Below are 25090 nucleotides of genomic sequence, written 5' to 3' on the forward strand. Positions count from 1 at the left end.
AGAGCAATGGATGTAGTGACGCTAGGAGAGACCATGGTTCTCTTTACGCCGGGAAACGTAGGCCCGCTTCGTTATGTGAACCAGTTCGAAAAAACGATTGGCGGGGCAGAATCGAATCTGGCGATTGCCTTAGCCAGGTTAGGGCACCAGGTCGGCTGGTTCAGCCGTTTAGGCGAGGATGAATTCGGTCTATATGTTCGCAATTTTATACGCGGGGAAGGGGTCGATACTTCTCGTGTAATCTTTGATGAGACCCATCCCACCGCTGTGTTTTTCAAGGAACGGCAAATGGGGCAAGACCCAAAGATCTATTATTATCGTAAAGGATCATCCGCGAGCTTCATGACGCCTGAGGATCTGGATGCCGATTATATTGCCCAAGCTAAATTTCTCCACCTGACAGGCATTACGCCGGCCTTAAGCCTGACCTGCCAAGAAACCGTTTTTCGGGCCATTGAGCTGGCGAAGGATCGCGGAGTGACCGTCGTCTTTGATCCGAATATCCGCTTAAGGCTGTGGTCCAAGGAGGAAGCAGGAAGCGTGCTTCGCCGGATTGCCAGCCAGTGTGATATCGTGCTTCCGGGGCTTGATGAGGGAGAAATCATGACAGGGGAACGTACGCCTGAAGGCATTTCCAGCCGTCTCCTGGAGAACGGGGCCAAAGTGGTCGTGATTAAGCTTGGAGAAAAAGGCGCTTTCTATGCTACACCTGAGCAGCAGGAGTATGTGGAAGGATATCGTGTCGAGCAGATCGTGGATACGGTAGGGGCTGGCGACGGATTTGCCGCGGGATTCCTGTCTGGTCAGATCCGAGGTTGGAGCTACCGGGATTCGGTTCAGTTCGGAAACCGGATCGGTGCGTACGCGTTAACGGTGGCAGGGGATGTAGAAGGCTATCCGTTCTGGAATCAGGTCGACCCTGCACGCAAGGGGAATGAAGTGAAGAGATAGAGAACTAGAAGTGGGAGAAGGAGCAAAGTCATGTTGCCGAAAATCAAATTGTTGCAAAGTCTAGTAGAAAGCGGCGTCATCGCCGTGATTCGCAAAGTGCCGGAAGATCAATTGGAAAAAGTAGCGGAAAGCCTGATCGAGGGGGGAGTCACATCCCTTGAAGTTACCGTCGATGCCCCCGGAGCTTTCCAATCGATCCGCCAGCTATCGAAAGCTTTTGAGGGAAGAGCGATTGTCGGGGCAGGAACCGTCATCGATGAGGTATCGGCGAGGTTAGCGATTGAACACGGAGCGGAGTTCGTTTTTAGTCCCAGCCTTCACCAGAATGTGATTCAGACCACTTTGCGGTACGGAAAAGTCGCTGTACCGGGTGTCATGACGCCAACCGAGATGATTCAAGCGATGGAGTGGGGAGCGGATATGGTCAAGATCTTCCCTGCCACGGGATTGGGAGTCAAATACATCAAAGATGTAAAAGGCCCGCTTTCGCATATTCCGATCATCCCAACCGGTGGAGTGAATTTAGAAAACGTAGCTTCTTTCATTGAAGCTGGTGTGGCTGCCGTAGGAGTGGGCGGAAACCTAGTCGATATGAATGCGATCAAAGAACAGGATTTTGCCCGGATTACGGAAAAAGCAAAGCAGTATGTTCAAGCTATACAAGAAGCACGCAGTAATAAGTTATAAGAAAAAGTCTGGTCTCGTCCTTAACTGGATGCTGACCAGGCTTTTTTTCAAACCTCCGATCCAATTGTGATAAGATATACGATCTTATCACAATTGAGGTTGATCTATAGGTGTCCATATCTCAACGATATACATGCTCTCGGGTTAAAGCCATATCATTGTTTAAGCCTTTGGAAAATAAGATCTGATGAATATTCAGCCCGCTTACCCGAAAAGACGAGGCGCAGGAGCGTAGGTAAAGCCGCCACATCCGCACGAATTTTTCCCCGTACATTTCTTGGACTTTTTCAACATGTTTTTCGAAGCGTTCGGACCAGTGGTCCAAGGTTTTGGCGTAATGGAGCCGTAAGCTTTCGATATCACTCACGTGAAAATCATAATCGGGCAGCAGGTTGACGATTTCCCTCAAGGAGGGGATGTAGCCTCCAGGAAAGATGTATTTCGTAATCCATGGATTGGTCGCTTCTTCCCTAGGGGAAGTAATGGTATGCAGCAGCATAAGGCCCTTGTCGTTTAAGACGGATTCCACGGATCTCATAAATAGAGGGAATTGCGCTTGACCTACATGCTCGAACATTCCGACACTGGCGATCTTGTTGAAACGGAGCCCCGTGTGAGGAAGATCTCGGTAATCCATCAGCTTGACTTCTACTGATCCCTCTAACCCAAGCTCCTGAATGCGCTCCTTCGTTTTCTTGAACTGCTCCTCACTTAGCGTAATCCCCATGGATTGAACGCCGTACTGCTGGGCTGCGCGCACAATCAGCCAGCCCCAGCCGCTACCGATATCCAATAGCTTCTCTCCGGGCTTGAGCTGCAGCTTTTTCAATACGTGGTCAATCTTTTGGAGCTGCGCCTGCTCTAGAGAATCGTCCTCGTTCTTAAAATACGCGCAGGAATAGCTCATGGTGGAGTCCAGCCAAAGGGAATAAAATTCATTCCCCAAGTCGTAGTGGTATTGGATATTTTCCTTTTGCACCTTCTTGGATGCCATCTTCGTAAGGGGAGCTAGGAGTTTGGGGACAAAGGACGCCCTATTGCGGCTCAGCAGCCTTAATACTTCATCCATATCTCCGGTAAGCTCCAGCTTTCCATCCATATAGGCCTCACCGAACGCTAAAGACGGATTGCTCATGATCTCTGGGAAAGGAAGTTTTTCGCGGAAGTGAATCTCAAAACAAGGGGTCTCTTCGCCATAGCGATCGACCTTTCCATCCCAATAGCGGACTTGGAATGGAGCACTGCTCATGCGGCTAAAAAACTGCTGAAACATATGCTTTTGCAATGTGATCAGTCCACCCTTCTTGTCTGGTCTTGAACAATCACGGGAACAGCACCATCTTTTATAGAATGTATATTCTATCTAATATCCTCCTGCTACATAGAGAAAGGAGCGAAGCGAACAAGGGCATTAAACATTTCGTCCGACAGGACAAATGGAATGGAGAACCTTGACTGTCCAGGTGTTTCCAGCTTTTGTTGAAACCATCGCTTGAAAACAAGGAATCGCCGATAATCGTTGGCGGTACGGATATCAAACTGGGCTTCTTCCAGCAGGTGCACAGCCGCAAACAGGTTATACAGGTGATCGGCTAGATGCTTCGAGCAAGCTTGCTGGGTAGAGGGATCTGCGACCAAAAGCCGCTTGAATTCTTCTTCTAATAGGCTAATTTCGGCCAGAAGACTCTCCCGCCACGGTGTGAGAGGATCCGTTTGGATTTGCTGCAAGGTATTTCGAAGGTCTTGAGTATAAGGGCCCAATCCATCTTTTTGTAGAATTTTTAAGATTTCAAGGCATTGGATATTGGCTGTGCCTTCCCAGATCGGGTTGACGACCGCATCCCTCAGCAAGCGAGCTGTGACATATTCCTCGATATAGCCGTTCCCGCCGTGAAGCTCCAGTGCGGCTTTGGCGGCTGATACCCCCAATTCACTTGCACGATACTTCCCCAGGGACAGGAGAAGACGAAGCAGCGTATGGCGGTCTTTGGTCGCTCGCTGAAAGGTATGGACCTCATCGAAGGCCATGATAGTTTGAGCAAGAAGGGCCCAGCCTGCTTCAATTTCGGTGATAAGATCAGCCATCGTTTCCCTTACGAGGGGAAACTGGAGAACCGATTGCTCAAAAGCTTGCCGATTCGCCGAATAGATGGCCGCTTCCCAAAACGCCCGCCGGGCAATAGCCAATCCGCCTAAGGCGGTTCCTAATCGTGAGACATTGAGGGCTTCAGCCATGTATTTAAAGCCGTGCTCTTCTTTTCCGATCAGGTAGCCCACAGCTTCCTGCAGGATTAATTCGCCGCTGGGCACCGCCCTCACGCCGAGTTTATCCTTCAGCCGCCGAATGGAAATGCGGTTGGGAGTTCCGTCAGGCAGGCTACGGGGGATAAGGAAGAGCCCTAACCCTTTTGTCCCTGGTCGATTGTTGCAGCGCGCCAGTGCCAAGCTGATTTCGGCATCGCAGTTGCTGGCAAACCATTTTTCTCCGCTCAACAAATAATGATCCCCATGTTTTACAGCTATGGTTTTCGTCGCGCCGACATCCGAGCCTCCTTGGATTTCTGTCAAGAAAGTTCCGCCTTGGATGAGCTGTTGAGGATCCATACTGCCGAGACGTAGCAGGTAATCCTGCTTTTGCTGCATGGAGCCGAATTTCTCAAGCACAAAGGCCACCGATTGCGTCAAAATAACGGGGCAGGTAAACCCCGTCTCTGCCTGAGATAACAAGTAAAACAAAACGGAATTGGTCATGAAGGAAAGAGGCTCCGGAACCTGCTGATTATAACGGAGAGCCACTACTCCTGTTCCGTATCCCTCGCGAATCGTCTGCAAATAGCCCTCGTTATACCAGATGCTGTTGATTTCTTCTCCTTTTCGGTTATAGCGGATTAGCTTTGGGGCTCCCTCACGATCGGTATAGGCGGCCCTCCGATCCATAGGTCCCGCAGCCCAAGCCCCGGCCTTTTGAAAAAACGGCTCCGCGAAACGAAAAGACGCATCGGACAAATACCTTTTCGCATACCGAACGAGAAGGGGATCCTCTCGATACCAATGAACATCATTTCCGGACTCCCATTTCTCATACTGGATCATGAACATTCCCCCGCGAAGCCAGATTAATATATCCTATGTTAGGAAGGGGAGGTGCATGATCGAAGCATCAGGCCGTTTTCTATCCTTCTGGTCATTCTTCAACAATAATTTAAATTTTTTTTGAGTTATGACATGCTTTGACATACTTTTTAATAGTATCTAGTTATAATAACTATATATTTGAATAATATGAATTATATGAATCTAGGTAAAGGGCAAACCTATCGAAAGGTGGGGACGCAAAGCCACGGGTCTAAAACAGGGATGTCATGACGGCTGGGTTGCCTGAGGAGCAATACATATCTCAGGTGTGGGGGGAATCTATGGTGGATAGGAAGGATATGAATCAAGAGAAGGAATTAGATTCAGAGTGGGTTGATTTGATCATGGAAGCACGTGAACTGGGAATGACGCCTGAAGAAATTCGTCTGTTTTTGAATCAAACAGCTGAAAGTATAGCATAAGCAGCGCCGAGACTAGGACAGTACCAAAGTACTGTTTTTCTTTTTGTCCCCTTTTTAAAATAGAATGAGTAGAGATCTCAATCAAGCTGTAGAGGGAATAGAAAACTAGGCGGTGTCACAGGTCTGAAAAAAGCCCACAATATCTATTATAGTTGATATAGGTGAGGGGTTAAACTGATCTTGGGAGCAATATAGCTTTGAAAAAGGGTTTGGCTAGGCGAAAGAAGTGGAATTTTAAGGCTAAATAGGTTCAGGCTGCTTTTTCTGAACATTTACAAAACTCAATTTTAGCCGTATTATAAAGATACACCTTAGAAACACACCTACCAAAACTACAGAAGAGGTGATGTACATAAAGAGTTGTAAAGTTAAACCACAGGAGGGATGCCATGCAGTAACCCCAGAAAATCGTGCATAGAATGGAAATCTACAATATCTTTTGAAAGGATCCCGGATTGGCAGCTTATATAAAACTTTCTGACCTAGTAAGTGATGGTGAACTTGGTATAGGGGGGGTGTGTAAGCAAAGCGCGTGATTTCTTCACATGTGGGATGAAAAGAGGAAAGGAGTTTTAATTGAATACAGAAGAATGGTCATAGCCCTCAGCTCTTTGGGAATAGGAGTTGGGGGCTATGTTTGTTTTTCTTCGCAAAAAGTTATCCATACCCCTGGTTGGATTCAATCGGTTATTGAGCCCATTAAACAGGCTGGAATCCAGACCGTATCGTTTGACGAAGAAGTGTTCGATCTAAAATGGAATACCGCTGCCATTGATCGCTATAAACTGTCTAACCAACGAATTTCCTATGTACAATTGGATGGAAAAATGCATTTCGAGTCTGCAGAAGATATCTTAGGGATAATTGAACTAAAAAAATAAAGAGGAACGGGGTGGAAAGACCCAAACTTTCATCCCTTATTTAGTTCTTTTGTAATATCTTAAAATTTTGACTATTTTTGTAAAGGTTACTAGCATTGGTTAAATATGGTATAATTTAGAAGTATGATTACATAATATTTATAGATTGGTTGGTGTTTCTATGAAAAAGTTAGCTTCAACATTAGTAGCTGGTAGTTTGCTTTTGACTACCGGACTGGCTTCCGCGCATGGTGGTGCTCCAGTGACAGGTGTACAAAGCTCTATTCAGAAGGCACACTCTCATGCGGGGCAGCCTGCCGCTCTCGTAAATGGAGTGGAGGTCAAATCCATGGCGAACCACATCCATGAAGGCAAGTATTATGTGTCTGTGGATGCCTATGCCCATTTGTTCAATAAGACGGTTGAGGTTTCTAAAGATCAACAGAGCGTGAGCTTAAATGGAAAAACGATCAGTAATATTCGCTGGGCTCATGGAGAAGCTACAGCTTGGGTTAAGGATTTAAGTGCTGCAGTAAATGGAATGCTTACTTGGAATAATGATACGAAGGAAGCTTACGTATTGGTTCTTCCGGAAGGAACGATTAACTTAGAACCAGGAAGCATCGTACCGGCGATGGGTGAGCATTGGGCAAATCCTGCTGAACTGCCATTGGGTCCTATCTACGGAGTTCATGAAGGTCGTTTAGTGTTCTTGGAATATATGATTGCCCAAGAGGATTTCGCAAATGGCAAATCCCATGTAAGTGTACCCGGAATGAAAGGACTGCCATCCCCTGGAGTTGTCCAAACCGATATCGAATTTGTTCCAAATGGCCATCCTGGATTTGAGGTTCCTCACTATGATCTTCACGCTTACTTTATTTCCGATGAGGAGCAGCATCGCATTGGAACGGCTTTTGTAGACTTAGTTGATGCAAATTCTGAAAAAATCGGCTATGCCGCTTTCTATAATCTCGGACCTCAAGTGGTGGTTAAGGTTTCAGCCTCAGGTTTGGCTCCGAATAGCGAGCATGGATTCCACATCCATTCCAATTCGATCGAGAACAACGATTTTGCAACAGCTGGCGGACATTTTAATCCAGAAGGGAAGAAGCATGGCCATGAGAATCCGGAAGGAGCCCATGCTGGAGATCTTCCTAACCTCGTTGCCGACAAGAGTGGAAATGTAAATGCCTTTTTCGTACTTAAAGGTGTTTCCCTTGAGAAGGATCAGCCAAACTCCATCTTTGGCAAATCTGTAATCCTTCATGCTGGTCCAGATGATAACAAGACAGACCCTGCTGGGGATTCAGGAGCTCGTATAGCTGGAGGCAATATTCCTCAATAATCGTTAACTTTTGGACAAACTTTTTTAATAGTTCTTTAATAATTCCTAGTTATAATAAACAGTGAGTGAAGGGCCTCCTATCCAGCACTCATGACAATCTCTCTTTTGTATCGCATCACCCTAAAGCTTGCTTCGGCAAGCTATTTTTTTGTATTGGAGAATTATCCCCTAACTCTCGAATTTAAAAAACCACTTGAAGTATTTGCGTGAAAGAAATAGAGTCACTAGCATGGAGATAAAGGTCCATAACGCATTCCAATGAAGATAGGTTATAAGATCTGTGTATTTCTCCAAGGCAACTTCAATACTTGTGATACCCACTAAATAACAGAGATAATAGCCTATTTTTAAAAACAGCGTAGATTTTACAGGGTAATACAAGTTGAACAAAACGCAGATGGAGGGGTAAACAAAGTATTCAAAGGTAAAGTTGGTTCGTGAAGCGTATTCAAATAGCCGGATGGGGTATTCGAGTAGTTTGAGCTCTACAGTGAGGAAACCCAGGAACCAAGTCATCAGTTGCATGAAAAGGAAAGCGACGTGCGCTTGGCGCCACTGTTTTCTCGGAACGAACCGCCAAAGTAAAAAAAGCATGATGATCCAAGAAGAAATTTCGATGATTCTTTCGATGCTAATAGCAAACACCTCACACTAAAATTCACAATAATAAAAATATACAATAAGAGACACTATCCGTAAATATAAAAATTGTATATTTCATACCAAAAAGTTTATTTATATTGAAAAGGGGATTCTCTACAGACGGTTGGATATGTCTGCAAGGAATCCCTTTAGCTCTCTATTTAATTAGAAATGGAGTTAATCCATAAGCAATAATAGCAACAGTAACCAATCGCATTGCCATGCCAATACAGGCTGCTGTCAGGGCTTCTTTGGCGGAAAGGTCGGAGTTCGCGGACCAGATGGCCGGAATTTGTCCGAAGATATCCGAAAGCGGGAGACCGGAAGCGGCTAACACAAAGGCTCCAACGACTAGTCTCGGGTCCAGAGTAGCAGCAAACTCCTGCAATTGGGCCATGGCTAATGTAGGCGAGGCCATAATGGCGGTGATTCCAGTTTTCGGATCAACACCGATCATACCAAGGAAAAAGGACATGCCTGCTTCAATGGATTTCCATATTCCGATATAGTCGAGAAGGCCGATGATCCCGAAGATAACTGCAATCGACGGAATGATAAGAAGGAAGAGAAGCTCGGCCCCTTCTTTTGCCCCGTTAAAAAGGGTAGTAAAGAAAGGGGTATTCGGCGTAAAGGAAGGAAGGTCCTTCAGGGAAACCGGACGGGTATCACGCCAAATGGTTTTTCTTAGAATAAGCGGAACTAAGATCAATGGTGCAAAAATAGTTAAGGCTACGAGCGGGAAAGCATGAATCCCGGCAGCGGACAATACGATTAAGCCTAGCATAAAACAGGAGAAGGATTGTTGGGACTGGACCATTGTGGCGATGGCGATTTTTTGCTCGTCTTTCGTGGCTTTCGCTTGTTTTAAAATCGGTCCGCCGATGCGCCCAGCGGCATTAATGTCCCCTAAAATATTGTAGATTCCAGGAACAACAACAGCGGAATTGACCCCTAGCCTGCTTGTGATCGGAACAAAAAGGCGCATAAGGGCATCGGTAAAGCCAAGGCGCTCGAGCGCACGTCCTGTCATGACGCTCAGGATGATAGCGACTCCGACCGTACCGGTAAGGAACACGTTGACGACCATCGGCTGGACTTTTTCCTGCATGGCAGTAAATGCTCCGCCAATCCATTCAGGCTTGAACATGAGAAGGAGTAAAAGGACTCCGACAAGGACGAGACCGACGTTAGCCATCTTATTTTGTTTCGGCTCGGTCTGCGGGTTGGTAAGATCATAAATCGGTTGGATTTTTCCAGGAATTTGTGCCATGAATAGATGCCCCCTTGTTAATTTGCTTCATTTATACTTTTACTTTGTTCACTAGATGGTTTGCTGCCATCATTTCTGCATATTCCTTTAAGCGCTGTGTTCCCATTTGTCGGACAGGAGTAGAAACCACTTTTTCTCGAAACACCACCACCTCCACATCGGGCAAAAGAGAATCCAAGGCATAGGCCAAGGGCAATCCATTTTCAAAAATCTCAAGTACATGACAGTTGCCAATGATGAAGTTCAGACCCAGCTTTTGGGCTTCCAGCACAAGGGCATGGCCATCGGGAACGCGGCTAATGGAGGCAAGGACAGTGTCTGATTCTGGGAACATTTCCTTGGCTTGTCGCAAATCTTCCGGTGAGAACCCGGTATGCGGGAAAATATGCAGGATGTTTTGGACGGGTGTGTCTTCTTTCCCAATCACGATACGCCCCTTTGTGACCTGTGAAGTCTCGACGAGAGAGGAGGTACCGCTTAGGGCCTGCTCTGCTTCCAGAAGCATTTCATCTTTTTCTAGACCCATAAAACCATCGAGGCGCTGCAAAATATCGCCTAGCACACGGATTTCAGGGAAGGCAAGACCTGCGAAAAGAACGTTGCCTTCTTTGCCGCCAAAATGGATGTCCGCGTAATGAACGCGATGTCCATGCAGGTAAGGAATTCCCGGATGAAGTCCATGGAAGGCCTCATGCAGCTCGAGAACGGCGACATTATAGAGGTCAAGGTAATTTCGCAGGGTTACTCCCCCTGAACTCGCTCCATCAGCGATGGGATGGTGGGCCACAATAGCATCAACTCCGGTTGCAGCAGCCAGCTCGATATCCTGTTCGGATAACGTCATCGCAACGGCTATCTTTTTTACCTGGCGACGAGGATCCCCATAGATGAGTCCAGGCGTTTCTAGGACCTCCTTGCCTGGGATGCCGGAGCTTTTTAATATGACAAACGGATGCTGGAGGGCTTGGGGATCCGTTTGATCCAGGATGACTCTCCCTCCGGTAAGGTGGTTGAGCTCGTAAACCACATGTTGTAATGTTGTCATTGTTTTTTCTCCTTCCTGGGGCTTTAATGAATATAAAAAAGCCGTCAGCAAGTAAACAGGCGCAGCAAAATGAAACTTCGCGCGACTCGTTTATCTTGACTGACGGCTTTCCTGCACTCCTAAAGTGGAGTTCATTCTACCATTCAGTGTTACGTGAGGCTTGTCTCCAAATCCCGATCCATTACAACCACCGTTGCGGTTAATTCTACGAACGGATCGTAATCCTTCAAGATGGTGACGACCTTAAATGGATATTTACTTTCCAGCTTATCCTTCAGATGGACCTTAAACTCATCGATCAACAGGATGTCCATCATCCTTGTTTCTTTCCGCTTCTTGCTGTCCAGGGAACGGATCGCAGGGGCGCGGCGGTGAGCGGCCATAAATAGGATCTTGTCTCCCAGGATGTCCACGCGCTGATGTTTAGTCCCATTGCCGAACATGTACTGGTTTACTTCTTGGTAGTCTTTGATCAGCTCTTGCTTCAACTGGCCTAAATTCATTGGTTGCGTTTTCATCCCCTAACAGTCCTCCTAAGGTGCTGTTACACATACTATACAAGCAGTTCACAAAGTTGTCAATATATTTACTGTAGTGATAATTTTAATTACTAAAGCGAATATTTGCAAACTAGGGTATGTCCTTATTTTACATGGGTTTTGGACTTATGGTTGGGATAGGGTGAGAAAATCTAACAGGGTTTTTATAAAGAGCATTAGAGGACGAATCGCCCACTCTTCCGGAAGGGCAAGCGAATAGGATGAAGGAAAGGCATAATGAGGGAGAGGATCAGTTCAGATGCCATCAAGAAGAGAAGTCTATATTCTTAGCAAATGGGAAAAACAGCGAGTGTTGGCGGAAGATCCTAAGGTGAGCCGATATAGTCCGGAAACTTGCCTCTTTGACTGGGGACAGCTTTCTGATTACCTTGCGAAATATGAGGCGGTCTATATTAAACCGGTTGTCGGTGCCGGTGGACGGGGAATTATGAGGGTGAGCAAGCTAGAGCAGGGCGGATATCTGCTGCAGGCAGGATGCCAAAGGAAGCAAATGAAAAGTTGGGAGCGGTTAAGAAGCAAGCTTGACAAGCGAATTGAGAACAAAAGCTCTTATATGCTGCAGCAGGGGATTGATGTTCTAACGGTAGATGGGAAGCCGGTGGACTTTCGCCTTCTTTTGCTGAAGTCGAAAGATAAGTGGAAATACATGGGAGTCATGGGAAAGCAAGCAGCGAAAGACAAAATGGTGACCAATCATATACAAGGAGGAAAGGCACTAACTTTGCGCCAATCGCTTAAGAAAAGCGGCATGGGAAAGATTGTGAAAGATCAGCAGATGGAAAAGGACATGAGGAAATTGGCAAAGCATACGTCTGCTGCTATCAGTGAGCACTATCCCCATGTGCGAGAGCTCGGCCTGGACGTTGCGATGGATAAACAGGGAAAGCTATGGGTGCTGGAGGCGAATACGAAGCCAGCCTTCAAGCTGTTCCGGCACCACCCGGATAGCACGCTGCATCCACGCATTTCCGAAAAGGTTCGTTTAATTCGAAGCCGATATACTTTTTGGGGAAGCAGGCTTCAGAGGAGGCGGCGGTGGTCGGGAAGGTTAAGATTTTCTAGAAGATGAACATAAGGGCCGTTGCCTTCCAGCAGATCGGCTACCAAATGACCGGCAATGGGAGCAAGGGCTATGCCATCACCCTCATGGCCTGCAGCGATAATCAATCCTTTGACGCCGGGCGTTTCATCAATAATGGGCAGTCCATCTCCCGTATAAGGCCGAAATTCGACCATGGACCGGATGATGCGGATCTTTCGCAATGCTGGAAAAATTCGCGAAGCATGACTCGCGATGGCGGAAAGGATTTACGGCTGAAGATTTCGCTCAAATCCTTGGAACTCCCGGCTTCCACCAATCAGATGGTCGTTTTATACTTTGGGTTTGGCACAATTATTGCTTTTTTAATAAAGGTTAGAAAAGAGGAAGTCTGAAATGAAGAAACAACGTATCATTGTTGTGGGAGGTGGGCTAGCCGGTATCATGGCTGCGAGTACCCTGCAAGAAAAAGGAATTAAGGATATTCTGATTGTGGAAGAAGGGTCTGTCATTGGAGGGCGGATGGCGACAAAAGGAATAGGAAAAGGGCGATTCGACTATGGTGCTCAATTTTTTACCGTTCGATCCCCAAGGCTTCAGTTGCAGGCGGAGGAGTGGTTGGGGAAGGGGTGGATTAAGCGGTGGTTTGGCGATGCGTATCCGAGGTATACGAGTATGGATGGAATGCAGTCCTTGGCGGCAAAGCTTGCGGAAGGTCTTCCTTTAAGGCTGGAAACTAAGGTTAAAGCCGTGAGGGAGGCTAGAGATGGGTTAGAGGTAGAATTGGAATCAAGGGAAAAGCTTTTGGCAGATGGCGTTATCTTAACCCCTCCAGCTCCATCGACACAGGTCATCCTGAGAAATGGGGGAATATCCTTCCAACAGGGCGATCTGCCTTTATTGCTGGAACAGAAATTCAATCCTTGTTTTGTCGCACTGCTGCAATATAGTAAGTCTACGAAATTGGAGTACCCAGGTCATCTCGATCAGGGCATTACTGCAGAAATCGAACGTATCGTTGACCATGAGAAAAAAGGGATTTCCCCGGTAGCTGCTGTTAGTGTTTATATGACAGGGGAATGGTCTCGGGCAAACTTCGAAAAAACGGATGAACAGATTTTAGATTCTATACTTGAAGTGGCGGGGTCGCACCTGGCTATGGAAGGTCCGATAGAAAAGCAGCTCATGAGATGGAATTATGCAGAGGCCGTCCATATAGCTAGGAAGCCTTTTCTCGATGGAGGCCTATCCCATCCGCTGCTGATTGCAGGCGATGCTTATTTAAGCAAGGAAGATCCAGCTGGTCGAACTCGCCTGGAGAGCGCTTTTCTTTCGGGGGTCTCAGCAGGGGAGGAGATGGGGAAAAAGCTTCTTTGCAAATGAAGCATGGGAATTTCCCCTACCTCATTTGATTACCTTAACACGTTGGATATAGGTCACTAGCAATAGGATAATGAGGCTCAGCAGAATAAAAGGAACAGCGCCAGTAATCACTTTGGAAATGGGTACCTTGGAGATTCCGGCAGTGACAAAAAAGATTGAGGCCAAATGGCGGGTTCAGGATCATGATTGGAGCTGTGCCTCTCCTTATCTCGATGGCTGACTTCATTGAGCCGTTCATATCTAGAGCCCTATAGATATGAATGGCGATGAAAATGGCATAGACAGCTTAGGGTTTGTGGTGAAACTATAGAAACATTGTCAGAAATAAAGAGGTCGCAATTATAGTTTTATATGTATTAGGGTTTCAGTTAAATCATGTTGTGGGTGTTTGTTAGAGCGGGGAACTATGATGCATTACGCAAATTTTGATAGGTTTGTTCTAGTGAGATGGAACTGCTTTGTACAAGAAATTCTGTCATGGTCTCTTGTAGGGGTTCCTTCCTATGACGATCAATAAAGTGAAACCAGGCTACATAACGAGTTAGATATTTTCCAGCAATCCAGTTGAAACGAAGAATCCAGGAACCGAAGCGGTAACTTTGTTCTTGGGAGACAAGCCAAGTAGGTGGGTAGAAGCCGACAGGTACATATTTCTGGTTTGAATAAGGGATCTTGTTAGAAGTTAGTTTAAGCATGGCATGAATTAATTTATGCCGCCAATAGAATAAAGTAACGTAAGAAATTCCAACACTGATTGAAGCCAGTCGAAGAGACTCCCCACGAACCATACTTTCAAGGAATTTCACCCATTTGTCAGGAAAGTGAGTACGGTGAAGGGGGGTATTAGTGTATTCATTAAATGTCCGTTCACAGGATTTGCATTTATACCGTTGTCGGCCGCGATACTGGCCATGACCGATGACCCAATGGCTTTGGCAATGAGGGCATGTGGAAGGGCGGTTTTGTTTTTTAGAGGATAAGAGGCTTTGCAGAATCTTATTTATGGTGGGTTGATCTTTGAAACGTTTGAGATCATCTTGAAGTGATTTCTTCTTACGTAATGGTGAAATCTTTAACAATAGAGCTCACTCCTCTTTTAGGAACGTTTGTTCCTATTTTACTACGAATTCTATTTAAAGTCCACCCACAATGCTGTTTAACTGAAAGGTTGCTACAAACGAATTGGCTTCAACTGTTAAGCTATATAAAGCTTTCATTATCCAGAGTCCTGCGGATTATCAAGGACACTAAAATAGGTAAGATCTGTATGCTTGCATAGACTAGCTTTGAAGTGATCTAAGCATGAAAAAGCCCTGCCTAAATTGGCAGGGCTCTTTGATTTTCTAGAGCAAGTGGCTAGTCTTTTATCTTGTTTTTCTCTATTATCTTCTGTTTCAAGAACTTACGAAACTCTTCCTTGCTTTTTCCTGAGTCCATCGCTTCTTTTACTAGCCTATACGTCTCATCGTCGATACGGTGGTTACCAAGCATGTAATAGGCTCCTTTGTTATTGTTTTTTACCATAAGTTAACAATAATAGAAATATGCCTTACTTAGCCAGTGAAGATTGTCCTAAAAAATTCCTGATTTCCTCAATTGAGATTCCTAATGCCCTTGCCTCAAGAATTAGATTTAGCCATTCCGGATCTAAGAAGTCTTGCTCCGTCCCCACAGTGTCCCACCCCTGCCCCGTTCTTATTGGTACCAGAATTCAATAAAAGCTATAAGTGCATTTTACCAATAAGTGAATATCGAAGTGTGTCATAACATGGAGTTTAACAAAATTTAAGGTAAATTATTCTGAAAATTTCTATGAAAGCAAACGAAAGGTGTATATTTTTGGGGAAGTTTAAGAGCTAGATCGAAAACATCTTATTTCGATGATAAACCACCTTATGGTGAATGATTAGTTTTTGTTCGTTATCAGTACAATCTTTTAACATCTGTTCATTTAAACAATACCAAAAGCAGTGCCAATTGTATTTCCATCTTTGAAATAAATTCACGATTTACCCCCTGATCATGATCACATAAAACGACGGAGGGAAGGGTCATCTACTTTCGTTTTCGATAGCTGGCTGGCATATCAGATAATCCGATGAAGCCCCTTTAGCTTTGCGTCAGCTCTTTTCAGAGGTTTTGCCATTATCGTACGATTTATGTGATTTGTCGAATATAGTCATATTTTAAAGTTTACAGAAATACGTCAGGAGAGAATATCGCGCTTTATACCCTTATTTCTATTTATGAGTGGGAAAATAGAACTATTTTGGAAGAAATAAAAGCTGAACTTTCCTTTTTAAAGGAATTCGGCTTTAGTCTAACTATATCATTTCGGCATTTACATCCAACCAAAGCTCAATTTCTTCTTTTAACAGGAATAGGAGCTTTCCGCCAATTAATTTTACTTGGTACAAATCGGGGGAGACGACTGTGCGCACATAACCAATTGCACCGTAAGATGGGTGGTTCTCATTGTTCACTTTTACAATGTTTCCCTTGGTCAATACCTCGTGCGAGTTCATCAGATTCCTCCTCCATTAGTCAGTAGCCAGATTGCTTACCTTCATTATAGAAAGGGAAGGTTTGGAGTTGTTGAAGTTTGGTACATTTTTTTACATAGAAAACACCTCTTCGGGAGATGTTTATCTTTTGTGTAAGAAAATCTACATCCCGCTGATTGCCTTCTTTATCTTAATGGAACCTCAGCCTACCAGCCGATAGTTGCACCGCCTGTGAAAACGAATGTAACCCGTCCTGCATAATGGCAGGGAAATTATCGATGCATAATGAAAAGACCTCCCTCCAGTCTATAAGACAGGATAGGGAGGTCTTCTTATTTTTTGCTAAACCGCTGCAGACTGCCTTCCGCTCTTATTTTCTTTCCTTGTATTGCCACTTAAAAGTCGATTGACTATCAAGGCTAGGAAATAAGAGAAAATGAGGGTTATGACAAAAATAGCCCCTAAATAGAGCAAGTAAAACCATTTGCTTTGAATCAGCAAGTCGGTATAACCGTATCTATATAAAAAATATTTATTGGCGAAATTAATAAAGGCGGAATGGCTTAGAAAGATATAAAAGGTCATTCCTTTCTGGAACCGAAGATGAACCTTATGAATAACTTGGGTAAGCAGGACCCAAGCTGTAACGAGCAATGTGATAGAAGAAAACACAAAAGAAAGATGATTCGCTACAAAAAGTTGTTCAGAGAAGACAAAGTATATCCAACTACCTATAAAAAGAAGGGTCAAGAGCGACAATAACTTTTTATTTCTCCTTAATTGCGTAATAATTTGAGTGCGGTACCAATAAAGTAGATGCCCCGTGTATATTGTAAAAATCCAGGTGGGCAAAAAATGGCGGACATTCAAATCAATCCAGCCGGAATACCCTCGAATGAAGAGAAACTGAAATACAACAAAGACAGGAATAAACAGATAGATCGTTTTTTTCGTTATTAGATTTCGAAACAAGTAGGCAAACACATAATATTGAAAGAGCATAAAGACAAAGTAAAGGTGTCTTCCCGTATTGCCGAGAAGAATATTTTCAAAATGATGCTGAAAATGGGGCCATGCTCCATGAAGAACCTTGTGGTACACGACTCCTGCCAGTAAAAAGGGAATCAGGATATAATATAGCTTTCCTTTAAAGTAAGGCGCTGCTTTGGCTTTCTTGCCATGAAGGCTGTGCGCCGTAAAAAAGCCGGTAATGATGGCCAAAAGTACGGTACCGTATCGGGCCGTTTGGTTCAGGGCGCTTTCCCAGAGAGTGGGTGGTGTTAGATGGGTCAGGCTTGCTGTATAATGTCCCACGTAAACCAGAAACGATGCAACCAACTGGAGGATAAAGAGACAAGCAAAGATCTCTTTATCATTCAATTTGTTCATGGATCTCTCCTTTGTTATAGCTATAGTATTTTGAATTCTATTATAGCTAAATCTATTGGTTTTGTGAAATGAGGATGATATATTTGTTTAGCAATAAAGAACACCGCACCCTGATGAATGGAGAGTGCGGTGTTCATTTATGCTTGTTCCAAATCAGAAGTAATTCCAACATGTGCAGATATACCGCCATCAATGGTATAGGATGCTCCATTAATATACCCGCCATGCTCTCCAGCTAGATGTGCAACTAGAGCTGCAATTTCAATAGGATGGGCAACTCGCTTTACAGGAGATTTTTCCATGACTCTTTGATAATAGTCTGATATATCTTCAGGGCGAATCCCCATTTGGGTATCCACGTAACCAGGACAAATAGCATTGCAAGTAATGCCAAATCGTCCCCATTCGGCTGCTATCGTTTTTGTGTAGCCTATCATACCATGTTTACTTGCAACATATGTCGATGAATGGGCAGATCCTAATAGCCCCTGAATAGAAGCAATATTAATGATTCTTCCGTAACCAGCTTCCTTCATTTTGGGAAGGAGGTTACGGGTGAATAGAAAAACGCTCTTCAAATTGGTATTAATTATCCAATCCCATTCTTCATCAGAAACCTGGTCTACACGATGGAAGGGACCGCCGACCCCCGCATTATTGACTAGAATTAATGGAGTACCCCATTTCCTTTCTACGACGGTGATAGCCTCTTCAACATCATCTCTTTTCCCAACGTCACACGATATGGCGAGGGCCAGCCCTCCTTCCCTCTCAATTTGTTGGGCAACCTTTAGTGCGCTTTGCTCATCTCTATCAAGAACAGCAACCGCTATGTTTTGCTTGGCAAATAATTTTGCAGTTTCTGCTCCGATTCCTCGACCTGCTCCTGTAATAATAGCTGCTTTTTTCATGGATTTCTCCCTTTTATAAGATCCCTTTTGGCGGAAGTATTTTGACTTCATCAATTCTCACATGAAGAGGACGTTTTGCGATATCCAGTATAGTTTCTGCAATATCTTCCGGTGTCAGCATATCCTCCTTCTGAAAACCTGGTCTGTCTTTGGTCATATCGGTATAAACTGCACCAGGACTGACAATAGATACGCGTATATTATAACGCTTCCCTTCTTCATTTAGTATTTGTGAGAAGCCATGAACACCGAATTTAGAGGCTCCATATGCCCCGTTTTCTGGAATAGGGAGGTAACCGGATACCGAACAGAGATTGATAACTCTGCCTCCTCCCTGAACTTTCATATAACGAAAGGCCTCTTTAGAGCACAAAAATACGCCGCTAAGATTCGTCTGAATGACTTGATTCCACTCCTCCAGAGAGGTATCTAAGACAGTTTTGAAAATACCGGTTCCGGCATTGTTAACTAAAACATCAATCCGTTGATGGAGGGAGAATACATGCTGGAAAACACTTTTCACCTGTTCTTCACTGGTGACATCAAGTTGAACCTCCCGGATTTCTCCTGGTTTTACTGGCTCGGTTGAAAGCTCGCTGTTATTTGTTTGTCGTGATGTTATCCAAACCGAAGCCCCTTCTAAAGCTAGAAATTCAGCCATTGTTTTTCCTAGGCCTCTTTTTCCTCCGGTTATCAAGACAACTTTTCCACTCATATTTCTACGCAATTTTCCACCTCACCAAAATTAGGTCTGATAATAGGAAGCGGCGCTTTCCTGCAGCCCTTTAAAGTTTTTCTCAAAATCCCCCACTGATAAGGGTTTACTAATTAAATAGCCCTGTATTTCATTGCATCCATGTTGCTGTAAAAAAAAGAAATGTTCCTCTTTCTCAACGCCCTCTGCAACTACGTTAAGGTTAAGATGGTGCGCCATTGCAATAATGGCCGTCACAATAGTTTTACTGTCAGAATCGTTAGATATATCTTTGATAAATGAGCGATCTACTTTAAGTGTATCAATTGGAAATTTTTTGAGATAACTTAATGATGAATAGCCAGTTCCAAAATCGTCAATCGAAAGGCGAATACCTAAGGACTTAAGGGAGTTTAATTTTTCAATAACAAAATCGGCATGGCTCATAGCGACAGTTTCAGTAATTTCAAGCTCGAGATACTGAGGTTCAAGTCCTGTTTTTTCTAATGCGCCTACAATTACGTCAACTAAATCCTGTTTCTGAAATTGACGGGCTGATAAATTAACAGCTACACTCATTAGAGGATAGCCCTGATTTTGCCAAAGCTTGTTTTGTTGACATGCTGTTCGCAATGCCCACTCTCCAATTGAAGTAATCAAGCCGGTTTCTTCGGCAAGTGGTATGAACTCTGCAGGGGATACCAAGCCATATTTGGAATGAAACCAGCGAAGCAGAGCCTCTACCCCTGTGATCCGACCTGTTCCCAAATCTATTTTTGGCTGGTAATAAAGCTGCAGTTCATTTTTCTCCAACGCCTTGCGCAAATCTCGTTCAAGTATGGTCCGCTTTAAAAGAATTTGATCCATATCTGAATTAGAGAATTGATACGTATTTTTCCCTTTTTCTTTAGCCCTGTACATTGATATGTCTGCATTTTTGATGAGGGTTTCTGCATTTTCTCCGTCAAATGGGTACATGCTGATACCAATGCTTGTTGAAATGTAGAGCTCTTGTCCATCTAAATGGAAGGGCTGAGTAAGCAGGGCGAGGACTTGCTTAGCTACGATTTCAGCTTCTTTTTTATTGGTATCGGTTAGGATTATGGTGAATTCATCACCGCCAATCCTGTAAACTTTCCCAAGATCATTTTGCATCCGATCAGCAACCGCAACGAGGAGTTGGTCACCCATAGTATGGCCAAAAACATCGTTGATTGATTTAAAACGGTCTAAATCAAGGAACATCAAGGCGACCGTATTTTTCTTTTGTGAGGCTTGTTCTATACTATCTTTCAAATTCGCAGAAAAAGACCGTCGGTTTGGAAGATTGGTTAAGGAATCATGATCTGCTTGAAAACGAATTTGATTCGTATAGCTTTCTAGGTTCTGTGACATTGTGTTAATACCTTCGCTTAACAAGCCTAATTCGTCTTTACGTTGATACTTAACCCGGACACTGAAATTGCCCTTAGATATTTCCTCAACTTTTGTTAGAATATACTGAACTGGCTTTACTAAGTAGTTGGCAAGAAGATAGCTAACAACAAATACAATTAACAAGATAATAAAGGATATAATCAAATTATTGTAAAGCTGTTCGTTTAAAACATCTTGAATGAGTTTATAATCATTAACAAGGCTAATGACATATGGTTTTTCTTCTAGAACTGGGTAAAAACTCTTGATTACCTTTTTTCCATTAATTTCAGCTGCAAAGCTTTGTTGTTTTCCCGTTTTTACTGCCTCTTGAACCTTTAAAATATCGGTTGATTCCATTTTATAGGTGTAATCACCAAAAAGAATGGGGCGATCTTCTATTCGGACATAAGAGACTCCATTAACATTTGTGACAATTGGATCTTGACCAAAGGCTTTTGGGTTAAAACCTGTAATTTCTAGGGTTATATCATTGTTCTTTAATGTTTTGTCTAAGAAAGACTTAATTCCAGTAATCTCTTCGAACTGATGGATCTGATTATCACGGACGTAAGGATCGATAATATAGTCTGTTGTACCATCGTAAAAATAGCCCCATTTATCGTAATGATTTGGATCTGAGCTGGAAACGTCAATAGGACCGGCCCAATAATGAGGGAGTTTTTGTCCTTGAGGAATAGTCACGGGCTCTCCGCTTAACAATTGTTTGAATGCATCAAACCAGTAGCCCCATTCTTTCGATCCAAGACCAATTTCCTTTTCGTCTGAGGATTTGGTCATTACAATATCATCGCCAATTTCCTGAAATAGCGTGATGTGGGAAACCCCGATTTCCTCACTTAGTCTCTGAAGCTCTTTGTTGGTTACCTGATCGGCTGTAGGTGGCAACGCATATTTGGCCACGAGTGAGGCAATTCGAAGCTTTTCTCCAATAAGAGTCTCTATGTATTTTGAGCCTTCTCTAGAGTTCTCAATGGCAATGCTGATCTCTTTTGCAGTAATTTCCATGAGCTTTTTTTGATTTTCCACTAATATATTCTTTGTAGAATAATAGTGCAGGGCATTATTTAAAATTAAAACTGCCGTAACCAGCAGTAGGAATACTGTTGCTACCTTTGCTTTTATGGACACACAAATATCCCCCATTATTTAAAATAGTCATTTCAGTCTATCAAAGTTGGAATGAAAGAAGGATAGACAATGAATTTATTAAAATTATAGAATATGTTTGGTTTACAATAAAGATTTAAATATTGTCACGAAGGTACTGTAAAGGATGTAGGCGTAGGAAAAAATACCCATACTTTTATTTAATATGATAAAAATCTCGTTAATAAATTACCAGTTTTAGCTTGTTACCCATCAAAAATGATAGAAACATTCTAAATCTATATTCAGATTGGTGAAATTGTTTAGGATGACTAAGATGAAAGTATTACTTTTTTACCATATTGATTGGTGTGTAAGTCTTTTGGACTAATTTATTTTAATTTGTGAGGATAGGTTCCAAATGCAGGCGACCTAGGATCAAAAATCCAGTTAATCTACTTAGCATAGATTTACAAGCTATCCGTTTACTTGAATATATTGTAATATGGGAAATAAAGGGAGTGATTGCCGTTATGCCAAATGATGACGACGAAAAGGAGAGAGTTAGGCAAATCGTATTGAAGGCGCAATGGACTCAAGCCAAGCGTAGCCTTAAAATCATCTTTTATCTTACCTTGGCTTTCTTTGCCATAAGTGGACTGTTCACGGTTATTCGTTGGTTTTCTTTCTAAAAAGCAGTTCTCTCCAGGACGGAGGGAATTGTTTTTTTGTATTTTTTATTATTTCAATAAATTTCCAAAAAAGTGTAACCTTTGTCCGGCCAAAAACGTCTAATCATTGAGTTGTTCTTTTTAGTAAAATTTGGGTGGATACAAAGGAGGAATTATGAAAAAAAATCGAACCTGGTCTCGCTTCGTTTATTCCACATTGGCTGCATCCTTAATGGTGACAGCGGTTCCTGTCGCGGCAGGGGCCGAGCCAGTGTCAGTGACACAGACCGCAACGGAGAAAAAAATCGAGGAATCCCCATCCCAGGAGGTTCTGCAAGACGCGAAGGTATCCCGTGAAAAGGCGATTGAAATCGCCAAGATGGTGGCAGGCAATCTGGACGGTTTTGAAGAGCCGAACGTGTCCCGTCGAAGCGGTTTGATGGGACCTTATGAGAATGAAAATGTCTGGGAGATTCGCTGGATGAAGCCGGGTCCTCAATTTTCCCATGTTGAGGTGGCTGTCGACGCTGATACGGGCGTGATTCGACGATACTATCGCCAGATCGAAGGCGAGCAGGAAGTAAAGCTCCCTCCCCGTGTGAAATATGAGGAAGCGGTGAAGGTCGCAGAGGAGTTTGTGAAGAAAACCTATGGCGAGAAGGTCGGCAATCTCCAGCTTGATCCGCGTGAAGGCGAAGAATATGGAAAGGTGATTCGTTCCCCTCAGGATAGCTATGAGGTGCGGTTTGTCCAGAAGGTCAATGGGGTACCTTTTGCCGGAAATCAACTGAGCGTCCAGGTTGATGGCGAAGGAAAAATTCGACAGCTTTATTATAATACGATGAGCAATGTGAAATTTGCAGATACGCAAGGGGTGTTGAGCAAGGAGGAGATCCGCGAGAGGCTGGCTAAGGCGCTGGATATGAAGCTGGCGTACCAAATTGAAGGCTATTATCCGGGTCCTGGACCACAGGGAGAACAGCCTAAGGTGTATGTCAGCTACCAGCCGTCTCCTTCGTTTTATATGCTAGATGCCAAAACAGGGGGACCGATTGATTATAGAGGAAAAAGTCTCGCTGAAGATCAAGAATTAACGAAGCTGGCCGAAACCAAACAAGCAGAGCCACCGCAGAAGCGAGCCAAGCCTCTGACCGAGGAGGAAGCGTTGAAGAAGCTGGAGCAGTTTATGAAGATCCCGGAAGAAGTGACGGTTTCCTCCGTTCACCTCGAGGAACAAATGGGGCGGAAAACATGGCAGTTCCACTTTGAATACCAAACCCCTACCCACGGAACCGGATGGCAAGGCGGCATGATCGATGCGGAAACAGGCGAACTCCTGCATATGGATGTCGCTCATTATGTAAGGGAGAAGTACAGTCAGAACCAAGGCGACAAGGAAGCGCAGAAGAAATCCTTCCCCGTATCCAAAGAACAAGCGCAGCAAAAGGCGCTTGCCCTAGTCAAGGAACAAAGCAAGGACAAATTGCACCAGCTTTACTTGTCTCCAGTCCTTCAGGAAGAGCCAAGTGAGTTTTCTCCATTCTATCGATTCAACTTAGAGCGGCGGATTGGCGGGATCTTGGTTCCGTTTCATCAGGTAGCGGTTACCGTTTCCGCTGAAACGGGAGAAGTCGTGGAATATCGGCAAAACTGGGATTGGAATCTAGAGTTGCCGCCTGTAGAAGAAGTGGTAGAACCGGATCAGGCGAAAGAAGTCTTCCTGAAAGATCTGAAGCTCATTTTGGAGTATCAGGTCATCAATGAGAAGGATATGTATCGTTACGGGCGCCCTCTCCCTTCGGATGAACCGGTGAATGCCAGATTGGTTTATCGGGTCCAGATGAATTACCAGGAGCCGATGTATCTTGATGCGGCTACGGGAAAAATGCTCAGCCTGAAGACAGGAAAAGAAGTAGTTCCGGAAAACAAGGAACAGGGTATCCAAGATATTAAGGGCCATTGGGCGGAAAAGGAAATGGCTTATTTATTGGAGACAGGTGTATTCAAAGCGAAGGATGGCAAAGTAGAACCGGATGCACAAATCAGCCGCGGAGAATTTATGGATTTATTCTTAGGGGTGATTGATGGAAATTATCGTCGCTATTACTATCCAGGCCAAAACAAGAGAAATCCATCCTTTACAGATGTACCTGCTACTCACGACTACGCGGTGGCGATCGAATGGGCGGTAGAACGAGGATTGCTGCAAAAAGGCGGGGAATTCCATCCAGACGAGATGATGACTCGAGAACAAGCGGCAAGCTTCATTGTTCAAGCCCTAGGGTATGAGAAGCTAGCTGAGAATGAAGCGATGTTTAAGCTCGATTATGCAGATATCGGAGACATCGGGGAGAAAGGCGAGGTTGCCATTGTTTCCGGAATCGGCATCATGAACGGCTATGGCGACAAGTTCCATCCCGACCAAGCTCTTACTCGTGCTCAGTCTGCGGTGACCTTGTTTAAGTTTTTAGAGAAGCGAATGGATTATCGTCCGAATGTGCGGTTTTAAGGCGATTTGAGAAAAAAAGAAGTAAGATAACCTTAGGGGATATCTTACTTCTTTTTTGTTTTATTTGGGGGTCTGCTTACCAAGAAGGAAGCACAGCGCCATTGAACTCTTCTTCAATGAATGCTTTTACCTCTTCAGAACGGTAGGCATTAACCAGTTTTTGATAGACAGGGTTGTCCTTGTCTTTTTCATTAACCGCGATTACGTTAACGTAAGGAGAATCTGCTCCTTCAGAGAAGATGGAGTCATCCTTCGGGCTGTATCCAGCTTCCATAGCAAAGTTAGTATTGATCGAAGCCACAGCCAAATCATCCAGGGCGCGAGCCAGGAAGGCTGCTTCTAATTCTTTGACTCGAGTTTGACACCATGCACTTCAAATAAGCCTGAACCCATTGGGATTTCAGGCCTTTTTCATTATACATACCACTACATTATTCAGTGACAGGCTCTCCTGTAGATTCCCCACCCTCTAAGATACGTGGAGGGACTTGGGTGCCAAGTGCCTTGAAGGCATCGAAGGCTTGTCCAGTCAATTCATTGCGAA

Annotated in this window: 25 protein-coding genes, 1 pseudogene and 2 riboswitches; of the genes and pseudogenes, 9 read left to right on the top strand and 17 right to left on the bottom strand. The window is 44.1% G+C overall.

Annotation, left to right across the window (positions count from 1 at the left end; genetic code table 11):
• Positions 1-6 precede the first annotated feature (6 nt).
• Entirely contained in the window at positions 7-951 is a 945-nt protein-coding gene (locus tag ABLT31_RS25945) for a sugar kinase (RefSeq protein ID WP_367757261.1), read from the top strand.
• Positions 952-981: 30 nt separating this feature from the next.
• A complete protein-coding gene (locus ABLT31_RS25950; RefSeq protein ID WP_367757263.1) occupies positions 982-1638 on the top strand; it encodes a bifunctional 4-hydroxy-2-oxoglutarate aldolase/2-dehydro-3-deoxy-phosphogluconate aldolase in 657 nt (218 codons plus the stop codon).
• Between the two features lie 121 nt (positions 1639-1759).
• Here ABLT31_RS25950 and ABLT31_RS25955 read toward each other — a convergent pair whose 3' ends face one another.
• On the bottom strand, positions 1760-2923 hold the full coding sequence (locus tag ABLT31_RS25955) for a class I SAM-dependent methyltransferase (protein ID WP_367757265.1): 1164 nt from the start codon (positions 2921-2923) through the stop codon (positions 1760-1762).
• 92 nt (positions 2924-3015) lie between these two features.
• Positions 3016-4731: an acyl-CoA dehydrogenase family protein gene (locus tag ABLT31_RS25960; protein WP_367757267.1), complete on the bottom strand. Its 1716-nt coding sequence runs from the start codon at positions 4729-4731 to the stop codon at positions 3016-3018.
• A 204-nt stretch (positions 4732-4935) separates the two neighbouring features.
• A riboswitch (cyclic di-GMP riboswitch) is annotated at positions 4936-5020 on the top strand.
• Here ABLT31_RS25960 and ABLT31_RS25965 point away from each other — a divergent pair.
• The 3 genes from ABLT31_RS25965 (at position 5001) to ABLT31_RS25975 (ending at position 7403) form a co-directional block, all read left to right on the top strand.
• On the top strand, positions 5001-5195 hold the full coding sequence (locus tag ABLT31_RS25965) for an anti-repressor SinI family protein (protein WP_367757269.1): 195 nt from the start codon (positions 5001-5003) through the stop codon (positions 5193-5195). Its footprint overlaps the riboswitch before it by 20 nt.
• Before the next feature lie 545 nt (positions 5196-5740).
• Complete coding sequence (locus ABLT31_RS25970; RefSeq protein ID WP_367757271.1) at positions 5741-6076, top strand: hypothetical protein; 336 nt, start codon at positions 5741-5743, stop codon at positions 6074-6076.
• Positions 6077-6236: 160 nt separating this feature from the next.
• Positions 6237-7403, top strand: coding sequence for a superoxide dismutase family protein (locus ABLT31_RS25975; RefSeq protein WP_367757273.1), 1167 nt, complete (start codon positions 6237-6239; stop codon positions 7401-7403).
• 168 nt (positions 7404-7571) lie between these two features.
• Here ABLT31_RS25975 and ABLT31_RS25980 read toward each other — a convergent pair whose 3' ends face one another.
• The 4 genes from ABLT31_RS25980 to ABLT31_RS25995 all read right to left on the bottom strand — a co-directional run bounded on the left by ABLT31_RS25980 (position 7572) and on the right by ABLT31_RS25995 (position 10878).
• A complete protein-coding gene (locus tag ABLT31_RS25980; RefSeq protein WP_367757275.1) occupies positions 7572-7997 on the bottom strand; it encodes a CBO0543 family protein in 426 nt (141 codons plus the stop codon).
• A 205-nt stretch (positions 7998-8202) separates the two neighbouring features.
• Entirely contained in the window at positions 8203-9315 is a 1113-nt protein-coding gene (locus tag ABLT31_RS25985; protein ID WP_367757277.1) for a hypothetical protein, read from the bottom strand.
• A gap of 31 nt (positions 9316-9346) precedes the next feature.
• The gene (locus ABLT31_RS25990; RefSeq protein WP_367757279.1) at positions 9347-10360 is read right to left on the bottom strand and encodes a Nif3-like dinuclear metal center hexameric protein; all 1014 of its coding nucleotides are present in this window, start codon (positions 10358-10360) and stop codon (positions 9347-9349) included.
• Between the two features lie 149 nt (positions 10361-10509).
• The gene (locus tag ABLT31_RS25995; protein ID WP_367757281.1) at positions 10510-10878 is read right to left on the bottom strand and encodes a Na-translocating system protein MpsC family protein; all 369 of its coding nucleotides are present in this window, start codon (positions 10876-10878) and stop codon (positions 10510-10512) included.
• 280 nt (positions 10879-11158) lie between these two features.
• On the opposite strand from ABLT31_RS25995, the gene ABLT31_RS26000 reads away from it, so the two are divergent.
• Entirely contained in the window at positions 11159-11989 is an 831-nt protein-coding gene (locus ABLT31_RS26000) for a YheC/YheD family protein (protein WP_367757283.1), read from the top strand.
• Here ABLT31_RS26000 and ABLT31_RS26005 read toward each other — a convergent pair.
• Positions 11941-12183 carry an FAD-dependent oxidoreductase gene (locus ABLT31_RS26005; protein ID WP_367757285.1) on the bottom strand — a complete coding sequence of 81 codons (243 nt, stop codon included), beginning with the start codon at positions 12181-12183 and terminating at the stop codon, positions 11941-11943. The two genes, ABLT31_RS26000 and ABLT31_RS26005, sit on opposite strands and share 49 nt — an antisense overlap.
• Before the next feature lie 172 nt (positions 12184-12355).
• Here ABLT31_RS26005 and ABLT31_RS26010 point away from each other — a divergent pair, with 172 nt between their 5' ends.
• Positions 12356-13342: an NAD(P)/FAD-dependent oxidoreductase gene (locus tag ABLT31_RS26010; RefSeq protein WP_367757287.1), complete on the top strand. Its 987-nt coding sequence runs from the start codon at positions 12356-12358 to the stop codon at positions 13340-13342.
• A gap of 21 nt (positions 13343-13363) precedes the next feature.
• On the opposite strand, the gene ABLT31_RS26015 is transcribed toward ABLT31_RS26010, so the two are convergent.
• The 9 genes from ABLT31_RS26015 to ABLT31_RS26055 form a co-directional block, all read right to left on the bottom strand.
• On the bottom strand, positions 13364-13507 hold the full coding sequence (locus tag ABLT31_RS26015) for a hypothetical protein (protein WP_367757289.1): 144 nt from the start codon (positions 13505-13507) through the stop codon (positions 13364-13366).
• 239 nt (positions 13508-13746) lie between these two features.
• On the bottom strand, positions 13747-14421 hold the full coding sequence (locus tag ABLT31_RS26020) for an IS1/IS1595 family N-terminal zinc-binding domain-containing protein (RefSeq protein ID WP_367757291.1): 675 nt from the start codon (positions 14419-14421) through the stop codon (positions 13747-13749).
• Between the two features lie 277 nt (positions 14422-14698).
• The gene (locus ABLT31_RS26025; RefSeq protein WP_367757293.1) at positions 14699-14833 is read right to left on the bottom strand and encodes an anti-repressor SinI family protein; all 135 of its coding nucleotides are present in this window, start codon (positions 14831-14833) and stop codon (positions 14699-14701) included.
• Positions 14834-14891: 58 nt separating this feature from the next.
• Positions 14892-15014: an anti-repressor SinI family protein gene (locus ABLT31_RS26030; protein WP_367757295.1), complete on the bottom strand. Its 123-nt coding sequence runs from the start codon at positions 15012-15014 to the stop codon at positions 14892-14894.
• Between the two features lie 394 nt (positions 15015-15408).
• A riboswitch (cyclic di-GMP riboswitch) is annotated at positions 15409-15496 on the bottom strand.
• A 170-nt stretch (positions 15497-15666) separates the two neighbouring features.
• The gene (locus ABLT31_RS26035; RefSeq protein WP_367757297.1) at positions 15667-15867 is read right to left on the bottom strand and encodes a hypothetical protein; all 201 of its coding nucleotides are present in this window, start codon (positions 15865-15867) and stop codon (positions 15667-15669) included.
• Positions 15868-16188: 321 nt separating this feature from the next.
• On the bottom strand, positions 16189-17235 hold the full coding sequence (locus ABLT31_RS26040; protein WP_367757299.1) for an acyltransferase family protein: 1047 nt from the start codon (positions 17233-17235) through the stop codon (positions 16189-16191).
• Positions 17236-17372: 137 nt separating this feature from the next.
• Positions 17373-18146 (bottom strand): SDR family NAD(P)-dependent oxidoreductase, encoded by a 774-nt coding sequence (locus ABLT31_RS26045; protein ID WP_367757301.1) that lies wholly within the window; start codon positions 18144-18146, stop codon positions 17373-17375.
• Positions 18147-18159: 13 nt separating this feature from the next.
• Positions 18160-18861 carry an SDR family oxidoreductase gene (locus ABLT31_RS26050; protein ID WP_367757303.1) on the bottom strand — a complete coding sequence of 234 codons (702 nt, stop codon included), beginning with the start codon at positions 18859-18861 and terminating at the stop codon, positions 18160-18162.
• A 30-nt stretch (positions 18862-18891) separates the two neighbouring features.
• Positions 18892-21408 (bottom strand): bifunctional diguanylate cyclase/phosphodiesterase, encoded by a 2517-nt coding sequence (locus ABLT31_RS26055; RefSeq protein ID WP_367757305.1) that lies wholly within the window; start codon positions 21406-21408, stop codon positions 18892-18894.
• 491 nt (positions 21409-21899) lie between these two features.
• On the opposite strand from ABLT31_RS26055, the gene ABLT31_RS26060 reads away from it, so the two are divergent.
• Positions 21900-22058 carry a hypothetical protein gene (locus ABLT31_RS26060; protein ID WP_367757307.1) on the top strand — a complete coding sequence of 53 codons (159 nt, stop codon included), beginning with the start codon at positions 21900-21902 and terminating at the stop codon, positions 22056-22058.
• A gap of 154 nt (positions 22059-22212) precedes the next feature.
• Entirely contained in the window at positions 22213-24546 is a 2334-nt protein-coding gene (locus ABLT31_RS26065) for a YcdB/YcdC domain-containing protein (protein WP_367757309.1), read from the top strand.
• Between the two features lie 76 nt (positions 24547-24622).
• On the opposite strand, the pseudogene ABLT31_RS26070 reads toward ABLT31_RS26065, so the two are convergent.
• A pseudogene (locus ABLT31_RS26070) lies at positions 24623-24889 on the bottom strand (MetQ/NlpA family ABC transporter substrate-binding protein); the annotation flags it as partial.
• Positions 24890-25090: the final 201 nt, after the last annotated feature.

The organism is Ammoniphilus soli (genome assembly GCF_040813775.1).